17 protein-coding genes are annotated in these 15939 nt (G+C 31.0%); all 17 read left to right on the top strand.

Annotated features, from left to right (window positions below; translation table 11 throughout):
• Positions 1-10 precede the first annotated feature (10 nt).
• The 17 genes from fabF to N5D90_RS09195 all read left to right on the top strand — a co-directional run bounded on the left by fabF (position 11) and on the right by N5D90_RS09195 (position 15937).
• Positions 11-1264, top strand: a complete 1254-nt coding sequence (gene fabF, locus N5D90_RS09275; protein WP_280062262.1) for a beta-ketoacyl-ACP synthase II — start codon at positions 11-13, stop codon at positions 1262-1264.
• Positions 1264-2016: a ribonuclease III gene (gene rnc, locus N5D90_RS09270; protein ID WP_221854049.1), complete on the top strand. Its 753-nt coding sequence runs from the start codon at positions 1264-1266 to the stop codon at positions 2014-2016. The genes fabF and rnc overlap by 1 nt, the downstream gene beginning before the upstream one ends.
• Positions 2017-2020: 4 nt before the next feature.
• Positions 2021-2479: an IPExxxVDY family protein gene (locus N5D90_RS09265; RefSeq protein ID WP_280062261.1), complete on the top strand. Its 459-nt coding sequence runs from the start codon at positions 2021-2023 to the stop codon at positions 2477-2479.
• 32 nt (positions 2480-2511) lie between these two features.
• Complete coding sequence (gene pyk, locus N5D90_RS09260; RefSeq protein WP_280062260.1) at positions 2512-3954, top strand: pyruvate kinase; 1443 nt, start codon at positions 2512-2514, stop codon at positions 3952-3954.
• A gap of 128 nt (positions 3955-4082) precedes the next feature.
• Entirely contained in the window at positions 4083-5075 is a 993-nt protein-coding gene (locus N5D90_RS09255) for a mannose-1-phosphate guanylyltransferase (protein ID WP_280062259.1), read from the top strand.
• Between the two features lie 101 nt (positions 5076-5176).
• Positions 5177-5596, top strand: a complete 420-nt coding sequence (locus N5D90_RS09250; protein ID WP_114998507.1) for an adenylyltransferase/cytidyltransferase family protein — start codon at positions 5177-5179, stop codon at positions 5594-5596.
• A complete protein-coding gene (locus tag N5D90_RS09245) occupies positions 5596-6612 on the top strand; it encodes an NAD-dependent epimerase/dehydratase family protein (RefSeq protein ID WP_280062258.1) in 1017 nt (338 codons plus the stop codon). Before N5D90_RS09250 ends, N5D90_RS09245 begins: the two co-directional genes overlap by 1 nt.
• A complete protein-coding gene (locus N5D90_RS09240) occupies positions 6609-7952 on the top strand; it encodes a nucleotide sugar dehydrogenase (protein WP_280062257.1) in 1344 nt (447 codons plus the stop codon). Before N5D90_RS09245 ends, N5D90_RS09240 begins: the two co-directional genes overlap by 4 nt.
• A gap of 6 nt (positions 7953-7958) precedes the next feature.
• Positions 7959-9005: a dTDP-glucose 4,6-dehydratase gene (rfbB, locus tag N5D90_RS09235; RefSeq protein ID WP_280062256.1), complete on the top strand. Its 1047-nt coding sequence runs from the start codon at positions 7959-7961 to the stop codon at positions 9003-9005.
• 103 nt (positions 9006-9108) lie between these two features.
• The gene (locus N5D90_RS09230) at positions 9109-9459 is read left to right on the top strand and encodes a four helix bundle protein (RefSeq protein WP_114998499.1); all 351 of its coding nucleotides are present in this window, start codon (positions 9109-9111) and stop codon (positions 9457-9459) included.
• Between the two features lie 82 nt (positions 9460-9541).
• On the top strand, positions 9542-10117 hold the full coding sequence (gene rfbC / locus N5D90_RS09225; RefSeq protein WP_280062255.1) for a dTDP-4-dehydrorhamnose 3,5-epimerase: 576 nt from the start codon (positions 9542-9544) through the stop codon (positions 10115-10117).
• Between the two features lie 296 nt (positions 10118-10413).
• Positions 10414-11274, top strand: coding sequence for a glucose-1-phosphate thymidylyltransferase RfbA (gene rfbA, locus N5D90_RS09220; protein WP_280062254.1), 861 nt, complete (start codon positions 10414-10416; stop codon positions 11272-11274).
• 12 nt (positions 11275-11286) lie between these two features.
• Positions 11287-12558, top strand: a complete 1272-nt coding sequence (locus N5D90_RS09215; RefSeq protein WP_280062253.1) for a flippase — start codon at positions 11287-11289, stop codon at positions 12556-12558.
• Positions 12559-12569: 11 nt separating this feature from the next.
• Positions 12570-13454 (top strand): glycosyltransferase family 2 protein, encoded by an 885-nt coding sequence (locus N5D90_RS09210; protein ID WP_280062252.1) that lies wholly within the window; start codon positions 12570-12572, stop codon positions 13452-13454.
• 1 nt (position 13455) lies between these two features.
• Positions 13456-14433 (top strand): EpsG family protein, encoded by a 978-nt coding sequence (locus tag N5D90_RS09205; protein ID WP_280062251.1) that lies wholly within the window; start codon positions 13456-13458, stop codon positions 14431-14433.
• Positions 14434-15330, top strand: a complete 897-nt coding sequence (locus N5D90_RS09200) for a glycosyltransferase (RefSeq protein WP_280062250.1) — start codon at positions 14434-14436, stop codon at positions 15328-15330.
• Position 15331: 1 nt separating this feature from the next.
• Complete coding sequence (locus N5D90_RS09195) at positions 15332-15937, top strand: sugar transferase (RefSeq protein ID WP_280062249.1); 606 nt, start codon at positions 15332-15334, stop codon at positions 15935-15937.
• Positions 15938-15939 lie beyond the last annotated feature (2 nt).

The raw sequence follows: 15939 nt of genomic DNA, 5'->3' as shown, positions 1-15939 counted from the left end.
TTCCTATTTTATGGAATTAAAAAGAGTAGTAGTAACAGGTTTAGGCGCGCTAACACCAATCGGAAATACATACCAAGAATATTGGAATGGATTAGTGAATGGTGTAAGTGGCGCTGCGCCTATTACGCTTTTTGACGCAACTCTTTTTAAGACACAATTTGCTTGTGAGATCAAGAACTTCAATATTGAAGATCATTTTGATCGTAAAGAGGCAAGAAAAATTGACCGTTGTGCCCAATTGGGAATTATTGCAGCTAGAGAGGCAATAAAACACAGTGGAATCTTAGAAGATGCAAATGTAAACAAAGAGCGTATCGGCGTTATATGGGGATCTGGTATCGGTGGAATTAAAACTTTTGAAGAAGAAGTTTCTAATTACGCAACAGGAAATGGAACACCACGTTTCAATCCTTTCTTTATCCCTAAGATGATTGCAGATATCACGCCTGGTCATATTTCAATGGAATTTGGTCTTATGGGACCTAATTATACAACTGTTTCGGCATGTGCCTCTTCTACAAACGCAATTATTGATGCTTACATGTTATTAAGACTTGGAAAAGCTGATGCAATTGTTGCAGGAGGGTCAGAAGCTGCGATTACAGCTGCAAGTATTGGAGGTTTCAATGCATTACATGCGTTATCTACACGAAATGATGATCCGCAAACTGCTTCTCGTCCATTCGATAAAGACCGCGATGGTTTTGTAATGGGAGAAGGAGCTGGAAGTATTATTTTAGAAGAATACGAACATGCAATTGCACGTGGCGCTACAATTTATGCAGAATTAGTAGGAACAGGAATGACAGCAGATGCTCACCATATTACAGCACCACATCCAGAAGGATTAGGCGCACTTAATGTGATGAGAGAGGCTTTATTAGACGCAAATATCAATGTAGAAGATGTAGATCATATTAATATGCATGGAACATCTACACCATTAGGTGATATTGCAGAATCTAAAGCAATTCAAAAATTATTTGGAGAACATGCTTATAATATTCAAATCAATTCAACAAAATCTATGACTGGTCACTTATTAGGTGGTGCAGGAATTATTGAAGCGATTTCGGCTATTGGAGCAATCAATAACAGTATCGTTCCACCAACAATTAATCATTTTACGGATGATGAAAATCTTGATCCGAAAATCAATTATACATTTAACAAAGCAAAAGAGAAAAATGTAGATTATGCATTGAGTAATACTTTTGGTTTTGGTGGTCACAATGCTTGTGTGATATTTAAGAAGTATAAGTAATGTCTTTCTTAAAAAAATTATTTTCTTTTAAAAATCATCGTGATGATTCAAATTCATCTGATCCTTTTTTGAAATTTTTGAAGTCGATTTTGGGTTATACTCCTCGCAATGTTGAGGTTTTTAAAGAAGCATTTACCCACAGATCTGCACAGAAAAAAGATGAAAACGGAAACAGTATAAACTTTGAAAGATTAGAGTTTTTAGGAGATGCATTACTTGGTGCTTCTGCAGCAATGCACTTATACTACAAAGCGCCAGATCAACAAGAAGGTTATTTGACAAAAATGCGTTCTAAAATTGTTTCACGTAAACAATTGAATGCCGTTTCCAAACAACTTGGCTTGTTAGATTATTTGGACCCAATGAACAATCACAACAATTTAGGTGAAGACGTAAATGGTGATATGTTGGAAGCTTTGGTTGGTGCAATTTATGTTGATGGAGGTATAGCTGCAGTACAAAAATTTATTCAAGTCAAAATTATTGACCCTTATGCGGATTTAGATCGTTTGGAGCACACGATTACAAGTCACAAATCGTTGATTTTGGAATGGAGTCAAAAAACGAGAAATACGATAAGATTCAATACATTTGAGGAGCAAAACGCAGAAGATTTGCAGGTTTTTGTGTCAGTAATCCGTCTCAATGATAAAGTTATCTCGAAAGGGAGAGGAACTTCTAAAAAGAAAGCGGAAGAAAGTGCAGCAAAACGCGCCTACTATTCGCTACAAAAGAAAATAGAAAAAGTTTAGAAACATGGCAGAATTACTCTTATATGATGATTGGATAGATTTTCATCTCATAGGCGTAAATTCTAGTTTTAACACTTCTACACAATTTATTTTCCATCTCAACTCTACTTTTGATACGCGTTTTCAGCGTATTCAGGATTTGGATATTCGGTTAGATGAGCATACTTATTTTTTCGAAACCTATCAATGGTTAGACGAAGCAAATAAAATAGATTATCATATCATTAAAAATACACCAAATCAATCCGATTTTAAAAAAAATGAAGTAGATTTATCAAATCTTTTCAAAGAGAGCGTTATTCTTGTGCCAAATTACAAGGATTGCAATTATGTTGTAAAAATCTCTGGTTGGGAAGATGAACTACAATATCTTCAACTACCATTTGTAGAAAAAGATTTTATAAAAACGATCAAAAAAATAGATATCGATTTGATTAGCAATGCGGATCAATTGGTTTTCTAACAAAATATTGTGCATAAAAAAAGGGAAAAATTATGATTTACGATAGACAATATCTTAAAAAGACAAAAATTGTCGCGACTTTAGGTCCGGCAACAGAAAGTCCAGAGATTTTATTAGAAATGATGAGAAAAGGAACAGATGTGTTCCGTATCAACTTTTCGCACGCAGATTATGCGGATGTGAAACGTAAGATTGAAACAATTCATCAATTAAATAACGATCATGGCTACAATACAGCAATTTTAGCAGATTTACAAGGTCCTAAGTTGCGTATTGGAAAAATGGAACACGAAGATTTTATCATCAATCCAGGTGATATTTTAACTTTCACAAACGAAGATGTTGTAGGAACGAAAGAAAAAGTTTTTATGACGTACAAAAAGTTTGCGCAAGACGTGCAAGTGGGAGAAAATATTTTGATTGATGACGGAAAATTAATCTTCAAAGTAATCGAGACAAACGGAACAGATACTGTAAAAGCAGAAACGATTCAAGGAGGTCCATTACGTTCTAAAAAAGGAGTTAACTTACCAAATACAAATATTTCTTTACCAGCTTTAACAGAAAAAGATAAAGAAGATGCAAAATTCGCAATCGAAAATCGTGTAGATTGGTTTGCATTATCTTTCGTTCGTTCTGGACAAGATGTAAAAGATTTATCAGAATTTATCAAAGAAAATGGAACATTAAAAATTCCAATTATCTCTAAAATTGAAAAACCAGAAGCATTAGAAAATATCGATGATATTTTAGAATTTTCTGATGGATTAATGGTTGCTCGTGGAGATTTAGGAGTTGAGGTTCCGTTTGAAATAGTTCCAAAAGCGCAAAAACAATTAATTGACAAAGCGAAATTAGCTCGTAAACCAGTTATTGTTGCAACGCAAATGATGGAAACAATGATTTCTAGTTTGACACCAACTCGTGCTGAGGTTTCTGATGTTGCGAATGCAGTTTTTGATGGAGCAGATGCGGTAATGTTATCTGGAGAAACTTCTGTAGGACAATATCCTGTACAAGTTATCGAGAAAATGACGAAGATTCTTCAAACAGTTGAAGATGATGATCACGTGCATGTACCAGAGCACAAACCAAAGATCAAAAACGAACGTTTCGTAACTGATATGGTTTGTTATAATGCAGCTAGAATGGCAGAAGATACAGGAGCGAAAGCAATTGCAACTTTAACGTATTCTGGTTATACAGCTTTCCAAATTTCTTCTCATCGTCCAAATTCATTTATTTTAGTTTTCAACCCAAGTAAACGTATTAACCGTATGTTGAATTTGTTATGGGGAGTGAAAGCAATCAATTACGATCCTCGCGATACTTCTACCGATCAAACGGTAACTGAGGTAAATATCTTAGCGAAGAATGCAGGTTACGTAGAATATGGTGATTATATCATCAATCTTAATGCAATGCCAGCATTTGAGAAAGGAATTACAAATACATTACGTATTTCGATGATTTAATAAAATCAATAATAATACTTAAAGCGTTCAATTTTGAACGCTTTTTTTGTATTTAAAAGAAAAATCATAATAGAATGCTATGATATAGTAGTTTTTAATAACTTTACAAGTTCGAATTAGAAGAATTTATGTGTATTTATAACGTGATATTATCTGGAGGAGTAGGAAGTCGTTTATGGCCACTTTCTCGTAAAAGTCATCCAAAACAATATTTACCTTTGTTTAATGAGCAATCATTATTTGAGTTAACGATTCAACGTAATCGTCCAATTGCTGATAAATTAATTGTGATTGGGAATAAAGATAATGACCATTTAAGTCAAGAAGCTTTAGATAAACTTGATGTTGAATACACAAAAATTGTAGAAGCTGTTCCTCGTAATACAGCTGCGGCGATTGCATTTGCAGCTTTGGCAGTTGAGGATGATGATATTCTAATTGTTACACCATCTGATCATTTGATCGAAGATATGGAAGCTTATCAAGTTGCAATGAAAAAAGCGATTGCGTTAGCTGAAAAAGATTATATCGTAACATTTGGTGTTCATCCGACTCGTCCAGAAACGGGTTATGGCTATATTGAGCACAAAGGAGATAATGTACTTTCTTTTCGCGAAAAACCAAATCATATTACTGCGCAAGATTTTATCGAGCAAGGAAACTTTTTGTGGAATAGTGGAATGTTTTGTTTCAAAGCGAGAGTTTTATTGAAAGAATTAAAGAAATTTGAGAAAGATATTTACGAAGCTTCTAAAATTGCTTGGGCAGAAAATATAAACGGAGAATTGAACGAAGAACTTTCAATGAATATTCCATCAAATAGTATCGATTACGCCGTAATGGAGCGTAGTAAAAAGATAAAAGTAGTTCCAGCAAAATTTGTTTGGAATGATTTAGGTTCTTTCGAATCGTTGTATGATTATTTTGTGATGAACGGACATTATGTCGATCGTAATGGAAATATGGTGATTGGAACAGATGTTTATACTTCTTTTGTTGGTCTGCAAAATACAATTTTTGTCAATACACCAACCGCGAATTTAATTCTACAAAAAGAATATTCGCAAGAAGTAAAGAATGTTTACACGCATTTAGAAAAAAGAAATTCTGAATTAATTTAAATACTTAGCACTCGATTTGAGTGCTTTTTTTATGTCAAAAAAGCTTAAAATTAATTCAATATAAATCCGTAAATTTGTCGTTCCAACAATATTATTATAAAATGACAACGGGAATTACATTCGGTATATTTGACCTTCTTCATGCAGGTCATGTGATGATGCTCGAAGAAGCCAAAAGACAATGCGACTACTTAATTGTAGGACTTAATACTGATCCTGCAAGTGTAGATCCTTCTAAAAATAGTCCTACGCAATCCATAGTAGAGCGTTATATTCAATTAGAAGGTTGTCGATATGTCGACGAAATTATTCCCTACGAAACCGAACAAGATTTGTTTGATATGTTAAGTGCTTTACCAATAAATGTTAGAGTTATTGGGGAAGAATATCGAAATATCGACTTTACAGGAAAACAATATTGTTTAGATAATAATATTCAAATTTACTACAATAAGCGTACACACCGCTTCTCTAGTTCTGGATTAAGAAAAGTAGTTGCGACTTCTGAAAAGGAGAAATAATGAAAACAGTATTAATAACTGGTGTAGCTGGTTTTATAGGTTACCATTTAGCTGAAAAATTAATCGAAAAAAATATCAAAGTTGTTGGAATTGATAATATTAACGATTATTACACTGTTCAGTTAAAATATGATCGATTAAAAGAATTAGGAATCAATCAAGAATTTGCTTCAAATTTTGGTCAGAAAGTTCTTTCTTCTAAACATGAAGAAAAGATGATTTTCTATCGAATGAATTTAGAAGATAAAGAGTCATTGGCTCAACTTTTTAAAGAATATTCGTTTGATGCGGTTGTTAATATGGCAGCTCAGGCTGGTGTTCGTTATAGTATCGAAAATCCTGATGCCTATGGACAAAGTAATTTAGTTGGTTTTCTAAACATTTTAGAATGTTGCCGAAATTATAACGTCAAAAAATTATTGTACGCAAGTAGTTCAAGTATTTACGGAAACTCTTCAGATGTTCCTTTTTCAACAAATCAAAATGTTGATCATCCTATTAGTTTATACGCTGCAACCAAAAAAGCAAACGAGCTTATGGCGCATGCGTATAGTCATTTGTACAATTTCCAAACGATAGGTTTGCGCTTTTTCACGGTTTATGGACCTTGGGGACGACCAGATATGGCCATGTTTTTGTTTACAGATGCTATTTTGAATCATCAACCCTTAAAAGTGTTTAATCACGGCGATTTGTCACGCGATTTTACGTACATTGATGATATTATTCAAGGAATAGACAAAATACTTGAAGATAAAAATACAAACGAAAAATACCAATTATACAATATAGGAAATAGTAAACCTGTTCAATTAATGGATTTTATAAAAGAAATCGAAAAGTCAACAGGAGAAAAAGCTATTTTAGAAATGTATCCGATGCAAGCAGGAGATGTCAATCAAACATGGGCAGATGTCCAAGAGTTGAAAGATAAATTTGGTTATCATCCTCATTATCCTGTTGACAAAGGAGTGTATAACTTTGTACAATGGTACAGAAAATATTATAATAAATGAATCAACAACATAAAATAGCAGTTATCGGTTTAGGTTACGTAGGTTTACCTTTGGCTCGATTATTTGCAACAAAATACCCTGTTGTTGGGTTTGATATCAATCAGAAACGTATTGCTGAATTAAACCAAGGACGCGACTTAACATTAGAGGTTTCTGATGAAGTATTGCAATCAGTTTTAGTTACTGAGAATCCAATTAATCAATTAAACGATTCAACAGCTCAACCAACCCATGGTTTATTCTGTTCAGCTAATTTAGACGATATCAAAGACGCTAATATCTATGTCGTAACCGTTCCAACGCCAGTAGATAAGAATAATCGACCAGACTTGACTCCTTTGAAAAAGTCTTCAGAAACAGTAGGTAAAGTGTTGAAACCAAATGATATTGTTATTTACGAATCTACGGTTTATCCAGGTGTTACAGAAGAAGAATGTATTCCAGTATTGGAACATTCTTCGGGATTGAAATTTAACCAAGATTTTTATGCGGGATATTCACCAGAGCGAATTAATCCAGGCGATAAAAAACACACGGTTGAGAAAATTTTAAAAGTAACATCAGGTTCAACGCCAGCAATTGGAAAAATTGTTGATGATTTATATCAATCCGTAATTGTCGCAGGAACGCATTTAGCACCGACAATCAAGGTTGCAGAAGCATCGAAAGTGATCGAAAATTCGCAACGTGATATCAATATTGCGTTTATTAACGAATTATCGAAGATTTTTTCGCTAATGGATATTGATACCAATGACGTATTAGAAGCAGCTGGAACAAAATGGAATTTTTTACCATTCAAACCAGGTTTGGTTGGAGGACATTGTATTGGTGTTGATCCATTTTATTTGGCTCAAAAAGCTCAAGAAATTGGTTATTATTCAGAATTAATTTTAGCAGCAAGACGACTAAATGACTCGATGGGAGCCTTTGTGGCTTCTCAGGTTGTTAAATTGTTAATAAACAACGATATCAAAGTAAAAGGCGCGAAAATTCTAAATTTAGGAATTACCTTTAAAGAAAATTGCCCCGATATACGAAATTCAAAAGCAATTGATGTGATTCATGCTTTAGAAGAATATGGAATAGAGGTGACAACGTTAGACCCTTGGGCTAACCCAGATGAGGTAAACCATGAATACGGAATAACTTTTTGTAATACATGGGATCAGGTTTTCCAGTTCACCAGTTCACCAGTTCACCAATTCGACGCCATCATTCTAACAGTATCACACGACGAATTTTTAAATCTTCAGTTAACGGATTATTTAAAAGAAAATGGTGTCATTTATGATGTAAAAGGGGCTTTGCCTAAAGAAGAAGTTAATAAACGTCTATAAAATACTATGAAAACTATTTTAATTACAGGTGGAGCTGGATTTATCGGTTCTCACGTTGTAAGAGAATTTGTCTTAAACTATCCTGAAACAAAAATCATCAACCTTGATGCGTTGACGTATGCGGGAAATTTAGAGAATTTGAAAGACATCGAAAGTAAATCAAATTACGAATTCGTAAAAGCTGATATTACCGACGCAAAACATATATTAGAAGTTTTTGAAAAATATCAGCCAGATGGAGTAATCCATTTAGCAGCTGAATCTCACGTGGATCGTTCTATTACAAATCCGTTGGATTTTGTGATGACGAATGTGATTGGAACAGTAAACTTATTGAATGCTGCAAAAACGATTTGGAACAATAATTTCGAAGGAAAACGTTTTCATCATGTTTCGACAGATGAGGTTTTTGGCGCTTTAGGAGATGAAGGTTTTTTTACAGAAGAAACTTCTTATGATCCGCATTCGCCATATTCAGCATCAAAAGCATCTTCGGATCATTTTGTAAGAGCATATCATGATACATATGGTTTACCAATTGTGATGACGAATTGCTCAAACAATTATGGACCAAATCATTTTCCAGAAAAATTGATTCCGTTGTGTATTCATAATATTTTAAACGGGAATCCATTGCCAATTTACGGAGATGGAAAATATACACGCGATTGGTTATTTGTGATCGATCATGCAAAAGCGATTGATTTAGTTTTCCATGAAGGAAAAAATGGAGGTTCTTACAATGTAGGAGGTTTCAACGAATGGAAAAACATCGATTTGGTAAAAGAATTGTGCAAGCAAATGGATGAAAAATTAGGGAAAGAAGCAGGAACTTCAGAACAATTAATCACATTTGTGAAAGATCGTCCAGGACATGATTTACGTTATGCAATTGATGCAACAAAAATCAACGAAGAATTAGGCTGGAAACCAAGTGTGACGTTTGAGCAAGGTTTGAGTCTAACAATTGATTGGTTTTTATCCAACAAAGAGTGGTTAGACAATGTAACGTCTGGCGATTACCAAAATTATTACGAAAATCAGTATAAATAAGGAGAAGGTTATAAGGTTAAGAAAGTTAGTTCTCCCCATTTCTCTATTTTCTCATTTCAACTTAAGCCTTTTTTACCACCACACATATAAAACTTTAAAAAATATGGCTAGTCATAAAGAATTAAAAGTTTGGCAAGAATCTATGGATTTAGTCGTCTGTATTTATGAAACTGTAAAAATTTTCCCTAAAGAAGAACTTTACGGATTGACAAGTCAAATGAAACGGAGTGCGGTCTCTATCCCAAGTAATATTGCAGAAGGAGCAGGTCGACAAAGTCAAGCTGAGTTTATACGTTTTCTTTATATTGCGCTAGGTTCAGTAAGTGAACTTGAAACGCAATTGGAAATAGCTTTTCGATTAGGATTTATTGGTAATTTAATACAATTTCAAAAGAGTATAAATTATATAAAAAGTATGCTTTCTAAATTGATTAAATCATTGAGAATAGATTAACCTTTTTATATCTATCTAACCTTATTAACCTTTTATAACCTTATCAACTTTATTAACATTATAAAACAATATTGACAATTAAATGAAAGCAACAGAAACTAAATTAAAAGGTTGTTTTATTTTAGAACCGACAGTTTTTGAAGATTCGAGAGGATATTTCTTCGAATCATATAACGAGAATAAATTGGAAGAAATTTTGGGATACAAGCCAACTTTTGTACAAGATAATCAGTCTAATTCATCTTACGGAGTTGTTCGTGGTTTACATATGCAAGCGGGAGAACATGCGCAAGCAAAGCTGGTTCGTGTTGTAGAAGGAGCTGTGATTGATGTTGCAGTTGATGTTCGTCCAGATTCTGAAACCTATGGTCAATCAGTAGCGGTTGAGTTATCTGCAGAAAACAAAAAACAATTGTTTATTCCGAGAGGATTTTTACATGGATTTTCGGTGATTTCTGATTCAGCTACGTTTTTCTATAAATGTGACAATGGGTATAATAAAGAGTCAGAAGACGGCGTTAACCCTTTAGACAGCGAACTGAATATAGATTGGCAAATTCCAACAGATAAAATGATAATCTCTGAAAAAGATCAAGAAGCACAGTCGTTTGAAGGATTTAAAGTTAAGGGGTTAACAAGTGAACAAGTGAAGAGGTGAAGGAGTGAAGAAGTGAAGAGGTTAACAAGTGAAAAAGTGAAGAAGTTTACATGATCACACGTTTACAAGTTAACAAGTTCACAATTTGACAAGTGAAGAAGTGAAAGAGTTAACAAGTGAAGGAGTTAACAAGTGAAGAAGTGAAGGAGTGAAAAAGTGAAGAAGTTTACATGATCACATGTTTACAAGTTTACAAGTTTACAAGTTCACCCTTTAACCATCTAACCATATCACCATATAACCATATCACCATATAACCATCTAACCATCTAACCGTTTTAACAACAAAAAAAAACATGAAAGGAATAATATTAGCCGGAGGCTCAGGAACGCGATTACACCCTTTAACATTAGCGGTTAGTAAACAGTTAATGCCAATATATGATAAACCCATGATTTATTACCCTTTGTCAACGTTGATGTTGGCAGGAATTAATGAGATTTTGATTATTTCTACGCCTCACGATTTACCTCATTTTGAGAAATTACTGGGCGACGGATCTCAAATCGGATGTAAATTTTCATATAAAGAACAACCAAGTCCAGATGGTTTAGCTCAAGCGTTTATTCTAGGAGAAGAATTTATTGGAGACGATAAAGTAGCTTTAATATTAGGCGACAATATTTTTTATGCTTCAGGAATGTCAAAATTATTACAAGATTCGGCAGATCCAAATGGTGGCGTAGTTTTTGCTTACCAAGTGAGCGATCCAGAAAGATATGGAGTGGTAGAATTTAATCAAGATAATGAAGTCGTTTCAATTGAAGAGAAACCTACTGAGCCTAAATCAAATTACGCCGTTCCAGGATTGTATTTTTACGACAATGATGTGGTAGAAATTGCAAAAAACATCAAACCTTCTCCTCGAGGAGAATTAGAGATTACAGATATTAATGCGGAATATTTAAAGAGGGGAAAATTAAAAGTTGGAGTGTTCAACCGAGGTACAGCTTGGTTAGATACAGGAACAATCAATTCGTTGATGCAAGCTGGACAATTTGTTCAAGTGATTGAAGAACGTCAAGGAATGAAAATTGGTGCAATCGAAGAAGTTGCTTATCGTATGGGGTATATTAATAAGGAACAATTAATCAAAATTGCAGAACCGCTTAGAAAGAGTGGTTATGGTGAGTACTTGATGAAGGTTTGTAAATAGTTAAAGATTTAAATGGAAAAGCTAAAAAAATTTTTTCTTAATTATAAAACTCAATTTAATAATTTTATTTCTTTAGTAATACTACAAGGAGTGAATTATATACTACCATTAATAACTTTTCCTTATCTTTTTAAAACTTTAGGGGTAAATAATTTTGGTTTATTATCTTTTTCTACCGCAATTTTATTTTATTTTCAGATATTTATTGATTTTGGTTTTAACTTATCAGGAACTAGACAAGTAGCAATTAATAAAGAAGATAATTTATTAATTAATAATATAGTTTCATCTATAATTTATTGTAAATTATTTTTAAGTTTTTTAAGTTTTATTATATTAGTTATATGTATAATATTTATTGATAAATTAAATCAATCACCTCAATTATATTTATATTCTTTTTTGGCTGTTTTCTTACAAAGTTTTCTTTTAAACTGGTTTTATCAGGGTATAGAAAAAATGAAAAATCTAACTATAATAAATGTTTTAACAAAACTTTTATCAACAGTATTGATTTTTGTTTTTGTAAAAAATAGTAATGATATAGAAAAAGTTCCTTTGTTTTATTCCATAGGAAATTTTATTTCTGTTATTGTATCATTTTACATTATGTATCAAAATTTTAGAGTAAGATTGGTTAAAGTTGAATTATCTTCAATGTTTTTTTATTTAAAAGAGTCTTTTCCATTATTTATTTCTAACTTATCCGTTACATTATATACATTTACTACTACAATAATTTTGGGATTTTTTAGTTCAGATACAATAGTAGGTTATTACACTTTAGCGGAAAGAATTGTAGCTGCATTAAAAAGTATTATTAATCCTATATCTCAAACATTATATCCTTTTCTTAGCATAAAAGCGATTAAGAATAAAGAAGAAGTTCTTAAATTTAACTATAGATTTATTAAATTTGGAGCTTCTATAATGTTTTTAATTTGTTTTTTAGTATTTATTTTTTCAGAATATATTTTAATAAATTTATTTGGGAGTAATAGTATTGGGGCATTGATTGCTTTAAGATTAATGATTTTTATACCTATACTTTTGATTTTTGATACTGTGTTAGCAACATTTTCATTGTTAATTTTCGATTTAAATAAAATATATAGCTTAGTTGTTACAATTGTAGGAGGGCTAAATTTGTTAATAGCAATACCATTAATATACTTTTTTAATTCTACTGGTGCAGCAGTATCAATGTTAATATGTGAATTGTTAATAACAATACTATTATTTTTTAGCTGTAAAAAATACAATATTTTACCAAAGATTAATTAAACTTTTTATGTATGAAACCTATAATTCCAATTATAATATTACATCGAAATGATATCACGAATTTAAATTTAATGTTAAAGTCATTAAAATTGAATACGCGCTATAGTCATCAAATATTTCTAATTGATAATTTTTCTACTCCAAAAATAATAGAAGAATTAAAATTACTTGAAAATTCTTATAAAGATTTGAATATTATTTTTTCAAAAAAAAATAATTGGTTACTTGGTTTTAACCTAGCATTTAAACATCCAAAGTGGAGAGAAGAAAATTATCAATATTATATATTTTCAGATTGTGATATAGAAGTTCCATATTTAGAAGGTAAATGTTGGTTAGAAAGAATGGTAGATGAAATGAATATGAATAGATGTATAGGAAAATTAGGAATAGCTTTGAAGTATTCTGATATAGATAAAGGAGAATTGTATGAAAAAGTTACTAAACAAGAATTGTTTTTTGATACGCAACCGAAAATAGGAAATAATAATATTGTTCCTGTAGATACGACTTTAGCTATTTATCGTAAAGATCTTTTTGTTATGAATAAATTTAAATTATCTATTGGACACGCTTCACTTGTTAGACCTTATTATTATACTTGTAGAACAGATAGAAATTTAATAGAAGCAAGACATTTAGGTTGGTATAATAGAGGTGTTACAAATAATACAACTGAACAATTAAAAGATAAGATAATATGTTTTTCAAATTATGCTGCATATATTGAACCTATTGTCTTTGAGAGAATGCCAAAAAAATATCTATTATATTATAGAATAATTAAACCTTTAGCTAAATTATATTGGAGTTCAAAAGTGCTCCGTAGTCTAATAATTTATTATGTGAAAAATTTTCCAAAAAATATTAATCAAATTCAAAACAAAATAAGATAATATGTTAGAATATTTGATTTTGATTTTTTTATCTTATTTCTTTTTATGTAGAGCTAGAAAACACTTTCCTATTTTTCTGGGAATTAGTTTAATATTCTTAGGAATAGGATATTATTTTAGAATTCATGTAGATTACAAGTCTAATGCTGATTATTATGGCTATTATTTGCTTTCCGGAGAAAGCTTTAGTTTTGGTATTGATAAAATATTAAGTGAGCCTTATTTTCCTATAATATATGATTTTTTTAAAAAAATAGCGCCTTCCAATTCATTAGCTTTAGAATATGTTTACTTATTTAATTTTTTTATTTGTAATCTATTTTTTATTTGGTTAGCCTACAATAAATCTATATTATTCTACTTAAAAATAATATTTTTCACATTATATTATTTTTTGTTTACTTATACAGCTATAAGAAATTCTTTAGCATATTTACTAGTAGGGATGGCTTTGTATAAAATGTTAAGAAATTCTAGATTTATTTTAGGATATTTTGCCTTCTTATTTCATGTTAGCTCATTACCAGTGATACTATCTACATTTTTAGGTTTTAAGAAACCTAAAAAAAAGGTTTTGATTTATATATTAACAGGCGCAATATCTTTAGGAGTAATTATTAATCTTCCAATTTTTTCTCATATTTTGATGAAGTTTGATGCTTATTCAGCTGGGGGAGCAAAATATAATGTAGCATTCCATTTTTTTTATTTTACAATTTTTAACTTGGTAGTTTTACTTATCTATTTTAAGAATAGAAAAGTAGTTTATAACTCTTATTTTATTTTTGTTTTTATTTTATACTTAGTACTTTTTATATTAAATCCAGTAATGTCTTTTAGATATTCTATTTATTTAATAACATTTTTGTGTTTTTATCCATATAAAATAAGTAAGTTCACAGGATATATAAATTATTTAAGTATTTTTTTAATGTTTTATTTTATCTATACATTTTATTCAACACACCCCAATTTATAAATGAAAATTAAAATCCTTCTCGCTACATACAATGGCGAAAAATATATAAAACAACAAATTAACTCTATTCTTGCTCAAAAAGATGTTTTAGTAGATACTGTTGTTAGTGATGATGGAAGTAAAGATAATACAGTAAATATTATAAAAGAATTTTATCCTCATATTTCTGTTAATCAAAACTTTCCAGGAACAGGTTCTGCAGCGAAAAATTTTCTAAAAATGGTTATTAATTTAGATTTTAATGAAGATTTTGAATACATTGCTTTTTCAGACCAAGATGATATATGGTTGCCAGAAAAGATGTTATCAGCATTGAAATTATTAAAGAAAAATGATGCAGACTTATATTGTTCAAACCTTACAAAATGGGACACCTCAAACGGAAGTTTTAGTGAACTTAAAAAAGATTTCCCTCAGAAGGAATTTGATTATTTGTTTGAAGGTGGTAGTGCAGGATGTACCTATGTTTTTACTAAAAAAATTGCAAAGGAGTTGCAGTCTTTTTTAGTAAAATTAGATACTTCAAATTGGAAAGGATTCTCTCATGATTGGCTGGTGTACTTTTTTGCGCGTTCGAGAAATTTTAAAGTTTTTATTGATAGTAATTCATTTATTCATTATCGTTTACATCAAGAAAATGTACATGGGCATCTAAATAAACTATCTTGGAATACTATAAAAGAAAAGTCCTCAGAAGTTTTAAAAGGGTATTATCAAAATCATGTGATGAATTACATTCAATATTTAGATAAAGATTCAGCAGAATATAAAATTTATAAAAGCTTCTTAGGTAATTATTTCCAAAGAAATTTTATAATATGGAAATATAATACACAGTTAATGAGAGATAATAGAAAGTTTATGATATTTGCAGTGTTAAATTTATTGAAATTTTAGAATGTACAAACACTTTTTCAAACGAGTTTTCGATTTTTTTATAGCTTTAATAGGACTTATTGTACTTTCACCTATATTTATTGGAGTTACGATAGGCTTATATTTTGCTAATCAAGGAAAACCATTTTTCTTTCAGTCGCGTCCAGGATTGAACGAGAAAATCTTTAAGATTATCAAATTTAAAACTATGAACGATAAGAAAGATACTAATGGAAATCTATTATCTGATGCTGAGCGTTTAACTCCTATTGGAGCTTTTGTACGTAAAACATCATTGGATGAAATTCCGCAGTTAATCAACGTTTTGAAAGGAGATATGGCAATCATTGGTCCACGTCCTTTGTTACCACAATATTTGCCTTTATATAACGAAACGCAAAAACGTCGACACAATGTACGTCCAGGCATTACAGGTTGGGCACAAGTGAATGGTAGAAATGCTATTTCGTGGACAAAAAAGTTTGAATTAGACGTTTGGTATGTGGATAATATATCCTTAATTTTGGACCTTAAAATATTTTTCCTAACTATTAAAAAAGTTGTTATTCGAGAAGGTATTTCTCAAGAAGGGCAAGTTACAATGGAAGGATTTAATGGTAATAATTAATG

This window comes from Empedobacter sp. GD03797 (assembly GCF_029842105.1).
GTDB lineage: Bacteria > Bacteroidota > Bacteroidia > Flavobacteriales > Weeksellaceae > Empedobacter > Empedobacter falsenii_C.
Note: the sequence above shows the minus strand (reverse complement) of the source record. Positions and strands in the feature narration are given on the sequence as shown.